Source organism: Piscinibacter sp. XHJ-5, assembly GCF_029855045.1.
GTDB lineage: Bacteria > Pseudomonadota > Gammaproteobacteria > Burkholderiales > Burkholderiaceae_C > Albitalea.
Genome location: NZ_CP123228.1, coordinates 816,117 through 835,275, shown reverse-complemented (window position 1 = coordinate 835,275; position 19,159 = coordinate 816,117). Strand labels below are relative to the sequence as shown.

17 protein-coding genes are annotated in these 19,159 nt (G+C 67.8%); 5 read left to right on the top strand and 12 right to left on the bottom strand.

Translation table 11 applies throughout. The features are described 5' to 3' along the window. Positions 1 to 172: 172 nt before the first annotated feature. From P7V53_RS03990 to P7V53_RS03970, 5 genes are all read left to right on the top strand, one after another. Positions 173 to 1,219, top strand: coding sequence for an NADPH:quinone reductase (locus P7V53_RS03990; protein ID WP_280154183.1), 1,047 nt, complete (start codon positions 173 to 175; stop codon positions 1,217 to 1,219). Positions 1,220 to 1,568: 349 nt separating this feature from the next. Continuing rightward, on the top strand, positions 1,569 to 2,681 hold the full coding sequence (locus P7V53_RS03985) for a mandelate racemase/muconate lactonizing enzyme family protein (RefSeq protein WP_280154182.1): 1,113 nt from the start codon (positions 1,569 to 1,571) through the stop codon (positions 2,679 to 2,681). A gap of 3 nt (positions 2,682 to 2,684) precedes the next feature. Continuing rightward, positions 2,685 to 3,197, top strand: a complete 513-nt coding sequence (locus P7V53_RS03980; RefSeq protein ID WP_280154181.1) for an AraC family transcriptional regulator — start codon at positions 2,685 to 2,687, stop codon at positions 3,195 to 3,197. Continuing rightward, the gene (locus P7V53_RS03975) at positions 3,194 to 3,601 is read left to right on the top strand and encodes a VOC family protein (RefSeq protein WP_280154180.1); all 408 of its coding nucleotides are present in this window, start codon (positions 3,194 to 3,196) and stop codon (positions 3,599 to 3,601) included. Before P7V53_RS03980 ends, P7V53_RS03975 begins: the two co-directional genes overlap by 4 nt. Before the next feature lie 10 nt (positions 3,602 to 3,611). Continuing rightward, the gene (locus tag P7V53_RS03970; protein ID WP_280154179.1) at positions 3,612 to 3,998 is read left to right on the top strand and encodes a DUF1801 domain-containing protein; all 387 of its coding nucleotides are present in this window, start codon (positions 3,612 to 3,614) and stop codon (positions 3,996 to 3,998) included. Positions 3,999 to 4,003: 5 nt separating this feature from the next. On the opposite strand, the gene P7V53_RS03965 is transcribed toward P7V53_RS03970, so the two are convergent. From P7V53_RS03965 to P7V53_RS03910, 12 genes are all read right to left on the bottom strand, one after another. Next, positions 4,004 to 4,558, bottom strand: coding sequence for a DUF3280 domain-containing protein (locus P7V53_RS03965; protein ID WP_280154178.1), 555 nt, complete (start codon positions 4,556 to 4,558; stop codon positions 4,004 to 4,006). Between the two features lie 10 nt (positions 4,559 to 4,568). Further along, positions 4,569 to 4,982 carry a nuclear transport factor 2 family protein gene (locus tag P7V53_RS03960; RefSeq protein ID WP_280154177.1) on the bottom strand — a complete coding sequence of 138 codons (414 nt, stop codon included), beginning with the start codon at positions 4,980 to 4,982 and terminating at the stop codon, positions 4,569 to 4,571. 46 nt (positions 4,983 to 5,028) lie between these two features. Then, the gene (locus tag P7V53_RS03955; protein ID WP_280154176.1) at positions 5,029 to 7,449 is read right to left on the bottom strand and encodes a catalase; all 2,421 of its coding nucleotides are present in this window, start codon (positions 7,447 to 7,449) and stop codon (positions 5,029 to 5,031) included. 190 nt (positions 7,450 to 7,639) lie between these two features. Beyond that, a complete protein-coding gene (locus tag P7V53_RS03950) occupies positions 7,640 to 8,845 on the bottom strand; it encodes a carbohydrate porin (protein ID WP_280154175.1) in 1,206 nt (401 codons plus the stop codon). Between the two features lie 125 nt (positions 8,846 to 8,970). Continuing rightward, entirely contained in the window at positions 8,971 to 9,996 is a 1,026-nt protein-coding gene (gene yjfF / locus P7V53_RS03945; protein WP_280154174.1) for a galactofuranose ABC transporter, permease protein YjfF, read from the bottom strand. Next, entirely contained in the window at positions 9,993 to 11,063 is a 1,071-nt protein-coding gene (locus P7V53_RS03940; protein WP_280154173.1) for an ABC transporter permease, read from the bottom strand. The genes yjfF and P7V53_RS03940 overlap by 4 nt, the downstream gene beginning before the upstream one ends. Next, positions 11,060 to 12,568, bottom strand: coding sequence for a sugar ABC transporter ATP-binding protein (locus P7V53_RS03935; protein ID WP_280156427.1), 1,509 nt, complete (start codon positions 12,566 to 12,568; stop codon positions 11,060 to 11,062). The genes P7V53_RS03940 and P7V53_RS03935 overlap by 4 nt, the downstream gene beginning before the upstream one ends. 78 nt (positions 12,569 to 12,646) lie before the next feature. Further along, positions 12,647 to 13,861 (bottom strand): multiple monosaccharide ABC transporter permease, encoded by a 1,215-nt coding sequence (gene mmsB / locus P7V53_RS03930; protein WP_280154172.1) that lies wholly within the window; start codon positions 13,859 to 13,861, stop codon positions 12,647 to 12,649. Further along, entirely contained in the window at positions 13,854 to 15,386 is a 1,533-nt protein-coding gene (gene mmsA, locus P7V53_RS03925) for a multiple monosaccharide ABC transporter ATP-binding protein (protein WP_280156426.1), read from the bottom strand. The genes mmsB and mmsA overlap by 8 nt, the downstream gene beginning before the upstream one ends. A gap of 157 nt (positions 15,387 to 15,543) precedes the next feature. Then, positions 15,544 to 16,587, bottom strand: a complete 1,044-nt coding sequence (gene chvE, locus P7V53_RS03920) for a multiple monosaccharide ABC transporter substrate-binding protein (protein ID WP_280156425.1) — start codon at positions 16,585 to 16,587, stop codon at positions 15,544 to 15,546. 78 nt (positions 16,588 to 16,665) lie between these two features. Next, positions 16,666 to 17,631 carry an ABC transporter substrate-binding protein gene (locus tag P7V53_RS03915; protein ID WP_280154171.1) on the bottom strand — a complete coding sequence of 322 codons (966 nt, stop codon included), beginning with the start codon at positions 17,629 to 17,631 and terminating at the stop codon, positions 16,666 to 16,668. Between the two features lie 50 nt (positions 17,632 to 17,681). Beyond that, positions 17,682 to 19,118 (bottom strand): aldehyde dehydrogenase family protein, encoded by a 1,437-nt coding sequence (locus P7V53_RS03910; protein ID WP_280154170.1) that lies wholly within the window; start codon positions 19,116 to 19,118, stop codon positions 17,682 to 17,684. Positions 19,119 to 19,159: the final 41 nt, after the last annotated feature.

Below are 19,159 nucleotides of genomic sequence, written 5' to 3'. Positions count from 1 at the left end.
GTCTGGCCCAAAGCCGAGTGCATTGGCTCGTTGCCCCATCCTTGCACCGTGGAGGTCGGGATCAGCCGCAGGCGCTTCAGTGTAGCGCGCACCTGTCGCTGCGAAACTCCGTGGAGGACCTCATTCGCGTGCGGCGAACGGACGGTGAACGACAGCGCAGACACCGCAGAATTTGGGCACCCGCCGTTGCGCGCCGGTTCCGGAAGGTTCAGTATCCAGCGGTCGACGGGGCGAGGATGAAATGCGTGCAGCTTGGTACACGCGCAACGGCAAGGCCCGTGAGGTGCTGACGGTCGGGGATCTGCCGGATCCGCAGCCGGGACCGGGGGAGGTTCGTGTTCGCCTGGCGACGTCAGGCGTGAATCCGTCCGATGTCAAGTCACGGCAGAGCCGCCCCCTCGGGGCAGAGCGTGTCGTGCCCCACAGCGATGGCGCCGGCACCATCGATTCGGTCGGCTCCGGTGTGGCGGCACGCATCGGCGAGCGGGTGTGGGTCTGGAACGGACAGTGGAAGCGTCCGATGGGCACTGCCGCCGAGTTCATCGTCCTGCCCGCGAACCAGGCCGTCCCGCTGCCCGACACCGTCGATGACGGTGCTGCGGCCTGCCTGGGCATCCCGGCCATGACGGCGTTCAATGCGGTGCGTCTCCTGGGCGACGTTGACGGCAAGACGGTCCTGGTCATCGGCGCGTCGTCGGCAGTCGGCCATTACGCCGCCCAGATCGCGGTGCTGGGCGGTGCCCGCGTGCTGGGCACGGTGGGCTCGGCAGACAAGGCTCGGCACGCCGCGCGAGCTGGCGTGGACGCGACGATCGAGTACAAGCGCGAGCCGGTGGCGCGGCGTGTCAAGGACCTGACCGGCGGCCGGGGTGTCGATGCGATCGTCGACATGGACTTCTCTTCCACCGCGCAGCTCCTGTCCGACGACGTATTGGCGCCGCACGGGTTGCTGGTCAGCTACGGCTCCAACGCCCATGGCGACATCCCGATCCCGTATCGGATGCTGCTGTTCGCATCCATCAGCCTTCACTTCTTCCTCGTCTACGAGTTGAGCGCTGATGCCCGTCGTGCGGCAGTGGAAGGACTGTCTCGCATGTTGAAGGCCGGACAGCTCATCCACACGATCGGCGGACGCTGGCGACTGGACGAGATCGCCGCTGCGCACGAAGCCGTCGAGGACGGCAAGCTCACAGGCAATGTCGTGGTCGACCTGGCCTAGGGCGATCGGGGAGCCGAGGGCACCACGGGTAGGGCAGGCAGGCGAGCCAGTCCATCACGGCGGGCAGATCCGTTGGGGCTGCGACTTCCATCCGATCGATGGTGATCACCAGCCGCCGCGCCAGGCATGGATCGAGATCCAGGCGACATCCCGACAAGCCACCGGCACCGGAATGAACGGCATGTCACCGGCGCCGCCGTGAGGTGCGGACAGTTGCCGTCCTTGGCGCGGATGTAGGTCTCGACGATGTCAGCCGGTGTGGACATGATTCGCTCCCGGACGGCCAACGCACCCAGACCGCGCCAGCGGCGCCGGCTCCGGCCTTCGTTGATGCAGCTGCGAGGTGGAGATGAAAATTGCCCGCATCGAGGTTCACCTGATTCGCGTTCCATTCGACATGGGCGCTGCACCGCGTGCATTCGCGGGGATGAACTGGACATCGGTCGATTCCCTCTTCGTGCACGTGCTCACCGACCAGGGCGTGGATGGCTGGGGTGAAGGCTGGGGCCATGTCGCGTGCCCGACCACGTCGGCAGCGCTGACCACCCTGGTAGGCCCGGCGTTCGTGGGCCGCGATGCAACCGACCGAACCGCCCTGATGCTCGAGATGCAGCATCGCTTTCACATCCACGGCCGAACGGGCCCGGTGGCGTATGCCCTGGCGGCCATCGAGATCGCGCTGTGGGACATCGCCGGCAAGCTGGCCAAGCAGCCCATCGCCTGCCTTCTCGCAGGCGCCCCACGCGAGCTCGAGGCCTATGCAAGCCTGCTGCGGTACAGCGAGCCGTCGCTGGTCGCGGCAGCGGTGGAGCGGGCACTCGGCCAAGGCTTCAGGCACATCAAGTTGCACGAGGAGCGGATTGACGCCGTGACGGCCGCACGCCGGGCCGCGGGCGAGACCACCTGGCTGGCACTCGACACCAATTGCCCATGGAGCGTGTCGCAGGCGATCGAGCATGCCCGTGCCCTGGAGCCGCTGCGCCTGGCCTGGCTCGAGGAGCCTGTGTGGCCGCCGGAAGACCGGCATGGCCTGGCGCGTGTGCGCGCGTCGACGGCGATGCCTGTCGCCGCCGGCGAGAACGCGATGAGCGTGCACGACCTGGCGAGCATGTTCGACGCCGGAGCGCTCGATGTCTGCCAGCCCAGCGTCATCAAGTTCGGCGGCATCGCCGCCGTGGCACAAGCGGCAGCGGTGGCACGGGCACATTCCGTCGAGTACGTACCGCACTGCTTCTATTTCGGCCCCGGCTACCTTGCATCGCTGCATCTGGCAGCGGCGTTTGCCCCTGCGGCGCCGTTCGAGCTCTTCTTCGGCGCCCTGGAGGCAAGCCCCTACCACGATGCGGTGCGCGCTCGCGAGGGGCGGCTGTCGGTGCCGGACGGGCCCGGGCTGGGAATCGAGCCGGACATGGAGGTGATCGCCAGGTACCGCCTCGGGGATGCCGTCGTCGTGGGCGCCTAGGTCATGCCCACGGCCAAAGGAACGAGCATCCCGGGTCGCGCACCGCAGGACCCCGAGCTGCTGCGCCGCCTGCTGCGGGCCAAGGACCGGATGGATGCCGCCTCGCACGAGGCCTGGCCTGTCGGACGGCTGGCACGCGTGAGCGGCGTGTCCGAGGCCCACTTCGCGCGATCGTTCAAGCAGGCGTTCGGCGTGCCGCCGCACCGGTATCTGCTCACGCGGCGCATCGAGCGGGCCATGGCCCTGCTGCGCGAGACCGATCTTTCCATCACCGAGATCGCGTTCCACACGGGCTGGGGGAGCCTGGGCACCTTCGGACGCACCTTCCGCGACATCACCGGCGAGAGCCCGGGGACGACCCGGACGCGGCTCAGGGGCACGGTCCAAGAGCTGGGCCGCGTGCCCGCCTGCATCCTCAGCGCGGCGCAGAGGCCCGGCCTCGAAATCGCAGTTTCGGAGAAGCGGCGACGAGGAGCGGACGTTATAAACGGGTCCGACGAAAAGGAGGTCCCATGAGCCAGGGTGTCGAAGTGGTCGGTCTGTACGTGCGAGATCAGGACGAAGCGCTAGCGTTCTATGTCGACAAGCTCGGGTTTCGCGTTCACACGGAGGTGCGCAACGGCGACTATCGCTGGCTCACGGTGCAGCATCCGGAGCAGCCGTCGTTCCAGCTCGGCCTGTTCACACCGGGCCCGCCGGTGGTCGACGCGCAGACGGCGCAGGAGCTGCGCGCGCTCGTCGCCAAAGGCGCGATGCCGCCGCTGGTGCTGGTCGTCGACGACTGCCGGGCGGCCTGGGATCGCATGCGCGCCCGGGGCGTCGAGTTCACGCAGGATCCCGTGGACCGCTACGGCACGGTGGATGCCGGCTTCCGAGACCCGTCGGGCAACGGGTGGAAGATGATCCAGGCGCGCCGCTGAGGACTCTCGCATGAAGAAGAACGATGCAAAGGCGACCGGGTCCGCATCCGAGCTGATCGACGCGAGGATCCACCAGCTGGGCGACTGGAGGGGCGCCGTGCTTGCACGCCTGCGCACCCTCATCAAGGAGGCAGACCCCGAGGTGACCGAGGAGTGGAAGTGGAGCAATCCGGTCTGGTCGCACGATGGGCTGATCTGCACCGGCGAGACCTACAAGAAAGCCGTGAAGACGACGTTCGCCAAGGGGGCCTCGCTGCCGGATCCTTCGGGCCTGTTCAACTCCAGTCTCGAAGGCAATGTCAGGCGCGCCATTGACTTCCACGAAGGGGACACGCTGGACGAGAACGCTTTCAAGGCACTGGTTCGCGCCGCGGTGGCCTTGAACACGCGCCGCTAGCGCCCTCACCTGCCGGTGGCCGGCGCGAGGGACTCCCCGTTCCACAGCTTGCCGTCCTTCATGTCGCGCATCAAGTAGGCCACCTCGCGCAGCCACGACGCATCCACGTCGTTGCGGAAGTCGAGCGCACGCTTCATCAGCAAGCCACCTGTCGCGGCGTCCTTGATCTCCACGTGCATGGTCAGAATGAGCTGGCTCACGCGGAACACCCAGGGCACGAGCACCGCGTCGGCGCCCAGCGCGCGGGCGATGTCCAGCTCACAGCCGTTGCAGCGGTGGAGGTACTGGCCCGCCTTCGCACGGTCGATTAGGGCCCGCGCCCGTTCATCGTCCACCACCTCGTACAGGCCGGTCTCGGCCAGCCGGCGCTTGAGCTCCGCGGTGACGCGCTCCATGCGCTGCCGACGGGCAGCCGTCATGGAGTCGTCGCCCAGGTCGCCCGCCTGCTCGAAGTCGAGCACCACCAGTCGCGGCCGCCGCGGCGGCTCGGCCACCGGCTGCGCGAAGCCGATGTCGAACATCGCGGCAAGCGACAGCAGCAACAGCCCTCTCCTGCTCATGGCGGGTGTCCTACCCCGGCCCCGGCCCGAACCACACCGCATGGGCATGCTGCGTGTCCAGATACTCCCTGACCGCGCAGACCTTGCCGTCGCGGAACTCCATGAGGATGTGATAGTGCTGCCGGTAAACGTTGCCGTTGGTGAGCTCGCCCTGCGAGCGCGCCTCGACCGCCACCTTGTGGCCCTCGGCGACGACGCCATCGACGGTCAATGCCAGACCGTTCTTCAGGCGGCCGAGCATGATGTGGAAGAGATCGCCGATCCGCCGCTTGTCGTACAGGCCGGCCGCCGGGGAGGCTTCCGGCTTGCCTGGGATCAGCCAGGTCGCGTCGTCGGTCATGCAATCGAGCACCCCGGCGATGTCGCTGGCGGAAAAGCGGGCGAGGAGCTCGATGGCAAGGCGCTTGTTCGATTCGGTGTCCATCCGCGTATTGGAAGCGATCGCGTGCACTCGATGTCAAGGCCGCTTCTCAGATCCGAGGCGGATCGCTCTCCCGATCGAAGTGCCGGTGGGCGGCCATCGCCGACACGAGCCACGACGCGGCATCGGCGGCCTCGCCGGCTTCCATCCAGCGCACGCCCGGATCCTCTTCTTCGGCCACCGCGATGCCCGCCTTGTCGAGCAGCGCGCGCGACGCGCCGAGCGAGAGGATGGTCTTGCAATGCCGGTACTGGTCCTTGATGTACTCCATGCTGTGGCCGTCGGCCGCGAGCCGCCGGATCGCATCGTCGCCGTCGGGCAGCACGAGCGCGTCGAACAGCACCGACGGCGCGTTCTCCATCGACGCGTCGGCTTCGATCACCTCGCCCGATGCCGTGACGACACGCCCGACGCGGATGCCGACCAGCCGCGCGACGGCGCCTTGTTCGACCAATGCCGCCTGCAGCGTCGCCACCGACTCGCCTTCGACGCCCTCGGCGACCAGGATCGCGACCTTGCGCGTGCGGATCCCGCCCTCGCCCGGCCGCGCCATCAGCGACAGCGCGGGTGACTTCGCGACTTCGGGGTTCGCCGGCTTCGCGAGCACCCGTGGCAGCGGCGCCGGCACCTCCATGCCGAGCCCTTCGGCCACCTTGGCGGCCAGCGCTTCGGATGCATTGGCCAGCGATGCCAGCATGCGCTCGCGGATGGCGGCCACGGTCACCTTGCTCAGCTCGAAGCGGAAGGCCGCGGCAATGTGCGCTTGCTCGACGGGCGTCTGGCTCTCGTAGAACAGCCGCGCCTGGGTGTAGTGGTCGGCGAACTTCTCCGGCTTGCCTCGCAGCTTGTCCTGCTGCACCGGCTCCGGGTAGGAGACGAAGCCCCGCGCGCCGGCCTGGAACGGGCAGCCGCCGGCCAGCGAATTGGGCTCGTAGGCCACGCGGCCGCGATGAATGGCCTGGCGGTGCAGCCCGTCGCGCTGGTTGTTGTGCACGGCGGCCACCGGCGAGTTGATCGGGATCTCGTGGAAGTTGGGCCCGCCCAGCCGCGTGATCTGCGTGTCCACGTACGAGTGGATGCGGCCGGCGAGCAGGGGATCGTTGCTGAAGTCGATGCCCGGCACCACGTGCGCAGTGCAGAAGGCCACCTGCTCCGTCTCGGCGAAGAAGTTGTCCGGATTGCGATCGAGCACCAGCCGGCCCACCGGCGTCAGCGGCACGAGCTCCTCCGGAATGATCTTGGTGCTGTCGAGCACGTCGAAGCTGAAGCGCTCGGCCTGCTCCTCCGTGAAGACCTGCAGGCCGAGCTCCCATTCGGGGTATTCGCCAGCCTCGATCGCCTCCCACAGGTCGCGACGGTGGTAATCGGGATCGGCGCCGGCGATCTTCACCGCCTCGTCCCACACCAGCGAGTGCGTGCCCAGCAGCGGCCTCCAGTGGAACTTGACGAACACCGACTCGCCGCGCTCGTTCACCAGGCGAAAGCTGTGCACCCCGAAGCCCTGCATCATGCGGTAGCTGCGCGGGATGGCGCGATCGGACATGACCCACATCAGCATGTGGGTCGACTCCGGCATCAGCGAGACGAAGTCCCAAAACGTGTCGTGTGCCGACGCGGCCTGCGGCATCGCGTGATGAGGTTCCGGCTTCAGCGCATGCACCAGGTCCGGAAACTTCAACGCATCCTGGATGAAGAACACCGGGATGTTGTTGCCCACCAGATCCCAATTGCCTTCGTCGGTGTAGAACTTGACCGCGAAGCCGCGCACGTCGCGCGCGGTGTCGATCGACCCGCGCTCGCCGGCGACCGTGGAAAAACGTACGAACACCGGCGTCTTCTTGCCGACCGACTGGAACGGGGCGGCCCGCGTCAGATCGGGAAGCGCCTTCGTGCATTCGAAGTAGCCGTGCGCTGCGGACCCGCGCGCATGAACCACACGCTCGGGGATGCGCTCGTGGTCGAAGTGCGTGACCTTCTCGCGCAGGATGAAGTCCTCGAGCAGCGTCGGTCCGCGCAGTCCCGCCTTGAGCGAGTTCTGGTTGTCGCCCACCGCCACGCCCTGGTTGGTGGTGAGCACCTGGCCGGTCGCATCGGTTCGCACCCGGTCCAGCGACTGCGTGGTCGCGTTTACGCCCTGGGGCGGCTCGCCCGCGCCGAGCTTGGGCGACGGGTTCACTTCGGTGAGCGTGCTGGCGCCGACCAGCGGCGACTCCGGCTCGGCGGTCTGTCCTCGTGGCGGCGCGATCGCGTTGTCGCGCCCGAACTCCAGCGGCTTGTTCTCGTTGAACGGGATGGCGGCCGCCAGCGCCTGCGTCGCCGCCGCCTTGTCCGCCGGCAGGTCGCCCTCTGCCGCGCGCGTGGGGTGCGAAGGCCCGCCCACCGTCGAGCGCGACGCCGCCTTGGCCGCCGTCGCCTTCTTGCCGCTCTTGGCCGCCGCCTTGCCCCGGCCCGGGTTGTCCGATTTCGTCATGCTCGCCTCGTGTCCATCGCGGCAGGAATGCCGCGCACGATGAGCGGTCAGCAATCGACGCTCCTGCTCCGGGGCAAAAAAAAGTCCGCGCCAGGCACGGACTCGAAGGGCCTCAGGCCGCTGGGTCCCGTCGATCGCTCTCTTCGATCGACGGGTCGGCGCTGGACCGCGGGATAGGCGTCTTATCGATTCAGAACCACATCTCGACCTGCGCGCCGTAGCTGGTGCCGCGGGTCTTGCCGTCGCCGATGCCGGTCACGCCGCCGGGACCGGCCGCGGCATTGGCCGCGTCGTTCCACTTGGCCGTGGTCACGTACAGGCGCAGCTCGGGCCGGTTCCAGAATCCCGGCCCCGTCGACAGCGCCGGGCCGAAGGTCAGCTTGGCCAGCTTCTGCGTCGCGCCGTTGTCGGGCTTCTTCTGCGAGTAGCCCGCCTCGAGCAGCAGCTTCAGGTGCTTGCTCATCGCGTACGACATGCGCCCGCCCACCGTGGACGAGTCGGTCTTCAGCCCCGTGGCGCCGTCCTTGTCGGTCTGCCACAGCGCCTGCGCCTGCCCGCCCAGCGCGCCGACCTGCCAGGTCAGGCTCTCGACGATGCGAAACGCGCGCGTGCCCGACGCTGCGCCCAGGTCGCTGCCGAAGTTCGCGTCCAGCCCCGCCGAGCCGCTGGCCACCTGCAGCCACAGCGTGTTGGCCCCACCCAGCCCCAGCACGTTGTCCTGCTCGTGCTGCAGGCTCAGGCCCGCCCCGCTCTTGCCGCCGGTGAAGTCCCCGTGCGTGAGCGTGCCCGTCACGCGCAGCTTGCCCCCCGGGTTCACCGCGATGTCCTTCAGGTCCGCATTCAGCCGCGAGCCCGGATGCGTCGCGTCCCCGTCGGTGCGGAAGTACGCCAGGTTGAGCTTGCCCGGCCCCACCGCAATGCCGTCCACGCCCGCGCCCACGCCGGACATGTTCACGTAGAAGGTGTCCACGATGTGCACGTCGGCGCGCCCGTAGAAGCGCTTGCCGATCCAGAAGGTGCTGTCCGGGGCGATGTCGAAGCCCTTGCCTTCGACGAACATCTGGTTGATGCCCACCTTGGAGTCGCCCGTGTCGGTGCCCGGGTTGTGCAGGTTCGTCATCAGCGAGGCCTTGTAGTCCACGCCGTCCTTCTGGAAGCCCTGGCTGAGGATGAACTCGCCGTAGATGTCGCACTCGTTGCCCAGCCGGTACTTCAGCCCCGGCCCGCTCAGCCCGTAGCAGGCGCGCGCGGCATCCTTCTTCGTCGCGCCCGGGCCCGCGCGCAGGTAGCCGCCCCAGTCGACGGCGTGGGCCGAAGGCGCGGCGCACAGTGCTGCCGCCAGGCTGGCGGCCAAGGTCAAGCGAGGAAAAACGACTCGGTGTTGCGTGGTGCTCATGGATGTCTCCGATGCATCGGTGTTTGAATACGCCGGGCAAAGCAAGGCCCAGCGCGGGGCATCCCGCGTGTTTTATTGAGAGAGAGAGAAAGGAGGCGGCCCTCAGCCGCTGTCGTCGCGAAGGGTCATGCCCTGCGCGGCCGGCCCGCCTCGAAGACTCGCTGCAACAGGCAGAAGGCGAAGAGGAGCGCGCCGATCACGATGCGCGTCCACCAGGAGCTCAGGCTGCCGTCGAACATGATCAGCGTCTGGATGATGCCGAGCATCAGCACGCCGAACAGCGTGCCCAGCACGTACCCCACGCCCCCGGACAGCAGCGTGCCGCCGATCACCACCGCGGCGATCGCGTCCAGCTCGAGGCCGACGGCGTGCAAGCCGTACCCGGACAGCATGTAGAAGGTGAACACCACGCCGGCGAGCGCCGAGCAGAAGCCGCTCAGCGTGTACACGCCGACGAGCGTCGAGCGCACGGGCAGCCCCATCAGCACCGCCGAATGCTCGTTGCCGCCGATCGCGTACACGGTGCGGCCGAATTGCGTGAAGTGGGCGACGAATACGGCCATCGCCACCAGCGCCAGCGCGATCAGGGCGCCGATCGACAGCGACGCGTCACCCCACAGCGCGATCCGCGCTTGCGACACCTCGCTGTAGAACGGATGGCCGATGCTGATCGAATCGATGCTGATCACATAGCAGAGGCCGCGCGCGAGGAACATGCCGGCCAGCGTGACGATGAAGGGCTGCAGCCGGAAGCGCTGGATCAGCAGGCCCATGGCGGCGCCGAACAGCGTGCCCATCCCCAGCACCAGCGGGATGACGGCGAGCGGGCTCCATTGGTGCTTCTCCACCAGCCACGCCGACACCATGGTGGTCAGCGCGATCACCGATCCCACCGACAGGTCGATGCCGCCGGACAGGATCACGAAGGTCATGCCGACGGCGACGATGCACAGGAACGCGTTGTCGATCAGCAGGTTGAGGAACACCTGCAGCGAGAAGAAGCCGCTGTAGAAGAACGAGCCGAAGGCGGCCATCGCCACGAACAGCCCCACGGTCACGGCCAGCGGCAGGAACTTCGGATCGATGCGCCGCTGGCGCGCGGGCAGCGGCGACGTGGCGAGGTTCGCATTGACGCTCAGGTGGGCACTCATGTCGGCGCTCCACGAGGCACCGGCCGGCGCGCCCAGCTCGCCACGGCGCGGCGGAACTCGGCGGACTGCAGCAGCATCACGACGAACACCACCACCGCCTTCACGCTGAGGTTCACCTCGGGGGGCACGCCCAGCGAATAGATGGCATAGGTGAGCGTCTGGATGATCAGCGCGCCGACCACGCTGCCGGCCAGGCTGAAGCGGCCGCCGGTGAGCGCCGTGCCGCCCAGCGTCACCGCCAGGATCGCGTCGAGCTCCATCAGCATGCCGGCGTTGTTGCCGTCGGCGCTCTTCACATTCGAGCTCAGCACCAGCCCCGCCACGCCGGCGCACAGGCCGCAGAAGGCATACACCGCGAAGATGATGCGCCGCGCCGGCGCGCCGGCGACGTGGGCCGCCGACGGGTTGATGCCCACGGCCTGGATGAACAGCCCGAGCGCGCTGCGCTTGCACAGCCACAGCAGCGCGACGAAGACAGCCGCGGCGATGAACAGCGCGAAGGGCAGGCCCAGGAAGTAGCCGTTGCCGATGAAGAAGTACGGCGCGTAGTACACCGTGATGATCTGCCCGCCGGTGATGAGCTGGGCGACGCCGCGGCCGGCCACCATGAGGATCAGCGTCGCGATGATCGGCTGCATGCCGACCACCGACACCAGCAGCCCGTTCCACACGCCGCAGGCGAGCGCCACGGCCAGCGCGCCGGCGATCGCCAGCCCCATGGGAAATCGGCTGACGTGCGTCGCGACGCCGTCGTGGACGACCAGCGAGCCGCCGATCATCCAGGCGGCCACCGCGGCCGAGATCGCGACCACCGCGCCCACCGAGATGTCGATGCCGCGCGTGGCGATGACCAGCGTCATGCCCAGCGACACGAGGATCAGCGGCGAGGCGCCCTTGAGGATGTCGATCAGGCTGCCGTAGAGATGCCCTTCGCGCCATTCGAGGCGCAGGAAGTTCGCGTTGAACGCCGCATTGACGGCCAGCAGCAGCGCGAGCGTGACCAGCGGCCACAGCAGGTGATGGCGCCACACGGCGCCGAGCAGCGGAGTTGCGCGCCGGGTCGTCATGTCTGCGCCGCGATCAGGTGGTACACGTCCTGCTCGTCGCTGCAGCGCGGCAGCTCGCCGATCTTGCGGCGGTCGCGCAGCACCGCGATGCGGTTGGACACCCGAACCACCTCGTCGATCTCGGATGAGATGAACAGCACCGCCATGCCGTCGCCCGCCAGGCGCAGGATCTCGTCCATGATCTCCTGCTTGGCCGCAACGTCGATGCCGCGCGTGGGCTCGTCGAGGATCAGCAGTTCGGGATTCGTCGCCAGCCAGCGCGCGAGCAGGGCCTTCTGCTGGTTGCCGCCCGAAAGCTGTCCGATGGGCGTGTCTATGTCGGCCGTCTTGATGCCCAGCGCCTTGACGAAGCGCTCGGCCATCTCGGCCTGTGCCTCCATGGGGATGAAGCGCCACAGGCCGCGCCGCGCCTGCAGCGCCAGCACGATGTTCTCGCGCAGCGACAGCTCGGCCACGATGCCGTCGGTCTTGCGGTCTTCGGGGCACAGCGCCATGCCGTGCCGCACCGCGCTCGACGGCGACGTGACGCGCTGCGCTTGGCCCTTGATGCGCAGCTCGCCCTGGTCGGCAGAGGCCAGGCCGAACAGCATCTGCGCGAGCTCGGTGCGGCCCGAGCCGAGCAGGCCGCCCAGGCCCAGCACTTCGCCGGCGCGCACGCTGAGGTCGGTGGGCTGCATCACGCCCCTGCGGCCGAGCCCCCGCAGCTCGACGAGCGGCGCCCCGCGGTCGTGCTCCGGCGGCGGCGCGACGGCTTCGCGGCGCGCGGCCAGCTCGCGCCCCACCATGGCGGCGATCAGCGCCGGCGGCGGCAGGTCGCGCGCCAGCCACTCGCCCACCTGCTCGCCGTTGCGCAGCACCGTGATGCGATCGGACAAGGCATACACCTGCTCGAGGAAGTGCGTGACGAAAAGGATCGCGATGCCGTCGTCGCGCAACCGCCGCAGCACCGCGAACAGGCGTTGCACCTCGTCGGCGTCCAGGCTGGACGTGGGCTCGTCGAGGATGAGCACGCGCGCCCGCACGCTCAAGGCGCGCGCGATGGCGACCATCTGCTGCACGGCGACGGGGTAGCCGGCCAGCAAGCGCGTGACGTCGATGTCGAGATTCAGTCGCGCCAGCAACTCGCCCGCCTGCCGGTTCATGGCCGCCCAGTCGATGCGCCACGCCTTGCGCGGATAGCGGCCGGCGAAGATGTTCTCCGCCACCGTGAGATTCGGGCAGAGGTTGACCTCCTGGTACACCGTGCTGATGCCCAGCCGCTGCGCCTCCAGCGGCGAGCTTGGCGCGATGGCCTGCCCGTCCAGGCGCATTGCGCCGCCGTCGGCGGCGTGCACGCCCGTCAGCACCTTGATCAGCGTCGACTTGCCGGCGCCGTTCTGGCCCATCAGCGCATGCACTTCACCGGGAAACAGGCGCAGCCCCACGCCGTGCAGCGCGCGCACGCCGAGGAAGCGCTTGTCGATGCCCGAGAGCTCGAGCACCGGCGATCCGGCGCCCGCGACCATGGCGGGCCGGGCGTCGGCCGGCCGGCGTCCCCCGGAAGGACCGGCCGATGCGCTGTTCGGACGAGGGGTGGTCATCTGCTACTTGTTCTTGTTGTAGACGTCGACGAACACGGCGGCCAGCAGCACCAGGCCCTTGATGACCTGCTGGTAATCGATGCCGATGCCGAGGATGGACATGCCGTTGTTCATCACGCCCATCACGAAGGCGCCGATCACCGCGCCCATCACCTTGCCGACGCCGCCCGAGGCCGATGCGCCGCCGATGAAGCACGCCGCGATCACGTCGAGCTCGAAGCCCAGGCCTGCCTTGGGCGTCGCGGTGTTCAGCCGCGCCGCGAACACCAGCCCGGCCAGCGCCGCCAGCACCCCCATGTTCACGAAAGTGAGGAAGGCGAGCCGCTCGGTCTTGATGCCGGACAGCCGGGCCGCCTTCTCGTTGCCGCCGAGCGCGTAGATGCGCCGGCCGACCGTCGTGCGCCGGGTGATGAAGTCGTAAGCGACGATCAGCACCGACATGACGATCAGCACGTTGGGCAGGCCCTTGTACGAGGACAGCAGCCAGGTGAGGAAGACGATCGCCGCGACGAAGGCGATGGTCTTGGCGATGAAGAACACATACGGCTCGTCCTCCATGCCGTGGCGTGCCTGCTGCGCGCGCCCGCGCAGACTGAAGTAGCCGAAGGCGGCCGCCGCCGCCAGGCCGACGACGAGCGACGTGGTGCGCAGGTCGGTGCCGCCCAGCACGTCGGGGATGAAGCCCGAGCTCAGCCGCTGGAACTCGACCGGGAACGGTCCGATCGACTGGCCCTGCAGCAGCGCGAGGCTCAGGCCCTTGAACACCAGCATGCCGGCCAGCGTGACGATGAACGACGGGATCTTGCTGTAGGCGACGAACCAGCCTTGCGCTGCGCCGATCAGGCCGCCGGCCAGCAGGCAGGCCAGCGTGGTCGGCACGAAATGCCAGCCGAGGTTGACCATCAGCACCGCGGCCAGCGCCCCGATGAAGCCGCACACCGAGCCGACCGACAGGTCGATGTGGCCGGCGACGATGACCAGCAGCATGCCCAGCGCCATGATGACGATGTAGCTGTTCTGCAGCACCAGGTTGGTGAGGTTCAGCGGCCGCAGCAGCGTGCCCTCGGTCAACACCTGGAACAACGCCATGATCGCGACCAGCGAGATCAGCATGCCGTAGTCGCGCAGGTTGTTCTTGATGAAGCCGGTGTGCAAGGCGGCCTTCTTGGCGGCCGCGCCCGTCACCGGGCCGTGCTCGGAAGCGATCTGATCAGCCATGGGCCGTCTCCAGGATGGTCTCGCCGGTGTTGACGATCGCGCGCATGATGCGCTCCTGCGTTGCCTCGCGGCCGCTGAATTCGGCGACGAAGCGCCCTTCGTTCATCACGACGATGCGGTCGCACATGCCGAGCAGCTCGGGCATCTCGGAAGAGATCATCAGGATGCCTTTGCCCTGGCTCGCGAGCTCGTCGATGATCGTGTAGATCTCGTACTTGGCGCCGACGTCGATGCCGCGGGTCGGCTCGTCGAGGATGAGCAGCTCGGGCTTGGAGAACAGCCACTTCGCGAGCACCACCTTCTGCTGGTTGCCGCCCGACAGGTTAACCACCGGCTGCTCCACGCTCGACGAGCGGATGTTGAGCGCACGCCGGTACTCCACGGCCACTCGGTGCTCGTCGCCTTCGGAGATGATCGCCGCGCGCGACACCGCCTCCAGGTTGGCGAGCGTGATGTTGCGGCGGATCTCGTCGTCGAGGATGAGGCCCAGGCCCTTGCGGTCCTCCGTCACGTAGGCAATGCCGTGGCGGATCGCCTTCTCCACGGTCCGCACGTCGACCTCGCGGCCGTGCATCAGCACGCGGCCGCTGATGCGCTGGCCGTAGCTGCGCCCGAACACGCTCATGGCGAACTCGGTGCGGCCCGAGCCCATCAGGCCGGCGATGCCGACGATCTCGCCTCGGCGCACGCTGAGGTTCACGCCCTTGATCTGCTCGCGGTCGGCATGCAGCTCGTGGTGCACGCGCCAGTCGCGCACCTCGAACACGGTGTCACCGATGCGCGGCGTGCGCTTCGGATAGCGGTCGGCCATCTCGCGGCCCACCATGTGGCGGATGATCCGGTCCTCGCTGGCCGCGGCGCTGCGGCAGTCCATCGTCTCCACCGTCGCGCCGTCGCGCAGCACGGTGATCGAGTCGGCCACCTTGGCCACCTCGTTGAGCTTGTGCGAGATCAGGATCGACGCGATGCCGTGCGCCTTCAGGTCGAGCAGCAGCGCGAGCAGCGCATCGCTGTCGTTCTCGTTGAGGCTCGCGGTGGGCTCGTCGAGGATCAGCAGCTTCACTTCCTTGGCGAGCGCCTTGGCGATCTCCACCATCTGCTGCTTGCCGACGCCGAGGTTGGTGATCAGCGTGGTCGGCGACTCCTTCAGGCCCACCTTGGCGAGGAGCGCGCGGGTGCGCGCATAGGCCTCGTACCAGTCGATCACGCCGTTCGTGGCCGGCTCGTTGCCGAGGAAGATGTTCTCGGCGATCGACAGCAGCGGCACCAGCGCCAGCTCCTGGTGGATGATGATGATGCCGACCTTCTCGCTGTCGGCAATTCCCGTGAAGCAGCGCGGCTGGCCCTGGAAGAGGATGTCGCCGCTGTACGAGCCGCAGGGGTAGACGCCGCTCAGCACCTTCATGAGCGTGGACTTGCCGGCGCCGTTTTCGCCGACGATCGCATGGATCTCGCCGGCCCGGACCACCAGGTTCACGTTGTCGAGTGCATTGACGCCCGGGAAGGTCTTGGTGATCCCGCGCATCTCCAGGATGGCATCCACCCGTTGTCTCCTTGTCGCTTCGCGTGGTGCGGCCGGCTCAAGCGGGCTCGTCTCTCATGTCGGAGCCCCCTTCCGCAGGGGGCTGGGGAACGGCGCATCGAAGTCGCAGACAGAAAGTCTGCTCAGCAGAGTCCCTTGTCTACTTGATCTGGCCTTCGGTGTAGTAGCCGCTGGTCACCAGCACTTCCTTCCAGTTGCTCGCGTCGACGCTGACCGGCTTGAGCAGGTAGGACGGCACCACCTTCACGCCGTTGTTGTAGGTCTTGGTGTCGTTGACCGGCACGGTCTTGCCGGTGAGCAAGGCGTCGACCATGTTGGCGGTCACCTTGGCGAGCTCGCGCGTGTCCTTGAACACGGTGGAGGTCTGCTCCTTGTTCAGGATGGACTTCACCGACGGGATCTCGGCGTCCTGCCCGGTCACCACCGGCATCGGCTGCTTCGGCGTGCCGTAGCCCACGCCCTTCAGCGAGGAGATGATGCCGATCGACAGGCCGTCGTACGGCGACAGCACCGCGTCGACGTGCGCCTGCGTGTAGTAGGCCGAGAGCAGGTTGTCCATGCGCGCCTGCGCGACCGCGCCGTCCCAGCGCAGCGTGGAAACCTTGTCCATGCCCATCTGCTTGCTGCGCACGACGAGCTTGCCGCTGTCGATGTAGGGCTTCAGCACCGACATCGCGCCGTTGTAGAAGAAGAACGCGTTGTTGTCGTCGGGCGAGCCTCCGAACAGCTCGATGTTGAACGGACCCTTGGCGGTCTTGAGGTTCAGCGCGTTCTCGATGTAGCCGGCCTGCAGCACGCCGACCTGGAAGTTGTCGAAGGTGGCGTAGTAGTCGACGTTCTTCGAGTTGCGGATGAGCCGGTCGTAGGCGATGACCTTGATGCCCTTGTCAGCCGCCTTCTGCAAGGCGTCGGACAGCGTGGTGCCGTCGATGGCCGCGATGACGAGGACCTTGGGGCCCTTGGTCATCATGTTCTCGATCTGCGCCAGCTGGTTCGGGATGTCGTCTTCCGCGTACTGCAGGTCGGTGCGGTAGCCCTTCTCCTTGAACACCTTGACCATGTTCGAGCCGTCCGCGATCCAGCGCGCCGACGACTTGGTCGGCATCGAGATCGCGATCAGGCCCTTGTCCTGGGCCGCCGCGTGCTGCGACAGCGCCATCGTGCAGACCGCCATTGCGGCCATCAGGTACTTGATGAGTTTCACTGTGGTCTCCTGTATCAGTATCGGTATGTCACATCACGAAAGGCGCTTCGGGGGTGGTCAGTATTTCCGCTTCGGGAACTCCTTGGAGGCGACTTCCATCGGGAAGATCGTCTCCTCGGTCACGATGCGCTTGGGCAAGGGCTTGCCCGCCTGGAGGTCCTTCACCGCTGCCATGAGCTGGGGGCCGAGCAGCGGGCTGCACTCGACGCTCACGTTCAGCTTGCCGGCCATCATCGCCTCGAACGCGCCCTTCACCGCATCGATCGAGATGATGACGATGTCTTTGGCCGGCTTGAGTCCCGCTTCCTCGATGGCCTGGATCGCGCCGATGGCCATGTCGTCGTTGTGCGCGTAGAGCACGTTGATCTTCTTGCCCTCGGCCTTGAGGAACGCTTCCATCACCTCCTTGCCCTTGGCCCGGGTGAAGTCGCCGGTCTGCGAGCGGATGATCTTGAACTTCGGGTCGGCCTTGATGACTTCCTCGAAGCCGCGCTTGCGGTCGATCGCCGGGGCGGAGCCCACGGTGCCCTGCAGCTCGACGATGTTCACGTCGCCCTTCTGGTCCTTCATCTTCTCGACCAGCCAGCGCGCCGCCTTGCGGCCTTCCTCGAGGAAGTCGGAGCCCATGAAGGTCACGTAGAGCGAGTCGTCCTTGGTGTTGACGGCGCGGTCGGTGAGGATCACCGGGATCTTCGCCGCCTTGGCCTCGCGCAGCACGGTCTCGAAGCCGCTCTCGACCACCGGCGAGAAGGCGATCACGTCCACCTTCTGCGCGATGAAGGAGCGGATCGCCTTGATCTGGTTCTCCTGCTTCTGCTGCGCGTCGGCGAACTTGAGCTCGATGCCGGCCTCCTTGGCCGCCTGCTTGATCGACTCGGTGTTCGCGGTGCGCCATTCGCTCTCGGCGCCGATCTGGCTGAAGCCGAGCACGATCTTCTTCTGCGCAAATGCGGCCATCGGCGTCGCGGCAGCGAACGCCAGCACGGCGGCGGAAGCAATGGCGGTACGTCGGCGGATGTTCATCGTTGTCTCCTGGGGTTGGTCTTGGGAAGGCCTGGGTGGTTCTGTGCCACTCATGCGTGCGTGTACGCCGTCTTCACGGTCGTGTAGAACTCGGCGGCGTGGCGGCCTTGCTCGCGCGGGCCGTGGCTGGAGCCCTTGCGGCCGCCGAAGGGCACGTGGTAGTCGACGCCTGCCGTCGGCAGGTTGACCATCACCATGCCGGCCTGGGCGTGGCGCCTGAAGTGCATCGCGTGCTTCAGCGAGCCGGTGCAGATGCCGGCGCAAAGGCCGTAGCGCGTGTCGTTGGCCATCGCGAGCGCCTCCTCGTAGCCGTCGGCGCGCAGCACCACTGCCACCGGTCCGAAGATCTCCTCGCGTGCGATGCGGTGCTCGGGCTTGCCCAGGAACAACGCCGGGCTCATGTAGTGGCCGGGCGTCGGTGCCTTGATCTCTTCGCCCCCCATGACGAGCTCGGCGCCCTCTTCGCGGCCGATCACGATGTAGGCGAGGTTCTGCTCGAGCTGGGCCCGGCTGGCCACCGGGCCGATGTCGGTGCCCCGCGCCAGCGCGTGGCCGACCTTCAACGAGCGCATGCGTTCCCGCAGCCGGGAAACGAACTTGTCGTGCACCGCCGCCTCGACGATCAGCCGGCTGGAGGCGGTGCAGCGCTGGCCGGTGGAGAAGAACGCGCCCTGCACCGCGCATTCGACTGCCTGGTCGAGGTCGGCATCGGCCAGCACGACCAGCGGGTTCTTGCCGCCCATCTCGAGCTGCACCTTGGCGCCGCGCGCGGCGGTCGCCTGCATCACCTGCGCCCCGGTGGATTCAGATCCGGTGAAGGTGACTGCATCGACCAGCCGGCTCTCCACGATGGCCTGTCCCACCTGGCGGCCGCTGCCGTTGACGAGGTTGAACGCGCCGGCCGGCAGTCCGGCGCGGCTCACGATCTCGGACAGCGCCCAGCCGCAGGCCGGCACCAGCTCGGCGGGCTTGAACACCACCGTGTTGCCGTAAGCGAGCGCCGGCGCGATCTTCCAGGCCGGAATCGCGAACGGGAAATTCCAGGGCGCGATGATGCCGACCACGCCCACCGGCTCGCGCGTGACGTCGACCTCGATGCCGGGTCGCACCGAAGCGAGCTTCTCCCCGGCGGTGCGCAATGCCTCGCCGGCGAAGAACTTGAAGATGTTGCCGGCGCGCGCGGCCTCGCCGATCGCTTCTGGAAGCGCCTTGCCCTCCTCGCGCGCCAGCAGCTCGCCGAGCTCGTCCTTGCGCGCCAGGATCTCGCTGCCGATCTGGTCCAGCGCATCGGCGCGGCGCTGCGGCGTCGCGAATCCCCAGGCCGGTGCCGCCTCGGCCGCGGCGCGGATCGCGAGCTCGGCCTGCTCACGGTCGCCGCGCACGTAGTCGCCGACCGGCGATGCGAGGTCCGACGGGTTCTCGCTGGTGCTCGTCGTGACGCCGGTTTCCCAGCGTCCGTTGATGTAGTTCCTGAAGCTGTTCTGCATGGTCCCCGGGTCGGCCCGTGGCTGAAAGGTGCCGAATGGTA

Bases quoted from the DNA above. Each gene is read 5' to 3' on its own strand.
- chvE (WP_280156425.1), bottom strand. From the start codon at position 16,587: ATGGCCGCAATGGCGGTCTGCACGATGGCGCTGTCGCAGCACGCGGCG.
- P7V53_RS03940 (WP_280154173.1), bottom strand. From the start codon at position 11,063: ATGACGACCCGGCGCGCAACTCCGCTGCTCGGCGCCGTGTGGCGCCAT.
- mmsB (WP_280154172.1), bottom strand. From the start codon at position 13,861: ATGGCTGATCAGATCGCTTCCGAGCACGGCCCGGTGACGGGCGCGGCC.
- P7V53_RS03960 (WP_280154177.1), bottom strand. From the start codon at position 4,982: ATGGACACCGAATCGAACAAGCGCCTTGCCATCGAGCTCCTCGCCCGC.
- P7V53_RS03910 (WP_280154170.1), bottom strand. From the start codon at position 19,118: ATGCAGAACAGCTTCAGGAACTACATCAACGGACGCTGGGAAACCGGC.
- P7V53_RS03935 (WP_280156427.1), bottom strand. From the start codon at position 12,568: ATGGTCGCGGGCGCCGGATCGCCGGTGCTCGAGCTCTCGGGCATCGAC.
- P7V53_RS03965 (WP_280154178.1), bottom strand. From the start codon at position 4,558: ATGAGCAGGAGAGGGCTGTTGCTGCTGTCGCTTGCCGCGATGTTCGAC.
- P7V53_RS03915 (WP_280154171.1), bottom strand. From the start codon at position 17,631: ATGAACATCCGCCGACGTACCGCCATTGCTTCCGCCGCCGTGCTGGCG.
- P7V53_RS03970 (WP_280154179.1), top strand. From the start codon at position 3,612: ATGAAGAAGAACGATGCAAAGGCGACCGGGTCCGCATCCGAGCTGATC.
- P7V53_RS03985 (WP_280154182.1), top strand. From the start codon at position 1,569: ATGAAAATTGCCCGCATCGAGGTTCACCTGATTCGCGTTCCATTCGAC.
- P7V53_RS03975 (WP_280154180.1), top strand. From the start codon at position 3,194: ATGAGCCAGGGTGTCGAAGTGGTCGGTCTGTACGTGCGAGATCAGGAC.
- mmsA (WP_280156426.1), bottom strand. From the start codon at position 15,386: ATGCGCGGGATCACCAAGACCTTCCCGGGCGTCAATGCACTCGACAAC.
- P7V53_RS03950 (WP_280154175.1), bottom strand. From the start codon at position 8,845: ATGAGCACCACGCAACACCGAGTCGTTTTTCCTCGCTTGACCTTGGCC.
- P7V53_RS03980 (WP_280154181.1), top strand. From the start codon at position 2,685: ATGCCCACGGCCAAAGGAACGAGCATCCCGGGTCGCGCACCGCAGGAC.
- yjfF (WP_280154174.1), bottom strand. From the start codon at position 9,996: ATGAGTGCCCACCTGAGCGTCAATGCGAACCTCGCCACGTCGCCGCTG.
- P7V53_RS03955 (WP_280154176.1), bottom strand. From the start codon at position 7,449: ATGACGAAATCGGACAACCCGGGCCGGGGCAAGGCGGCGGCCAAGAGC.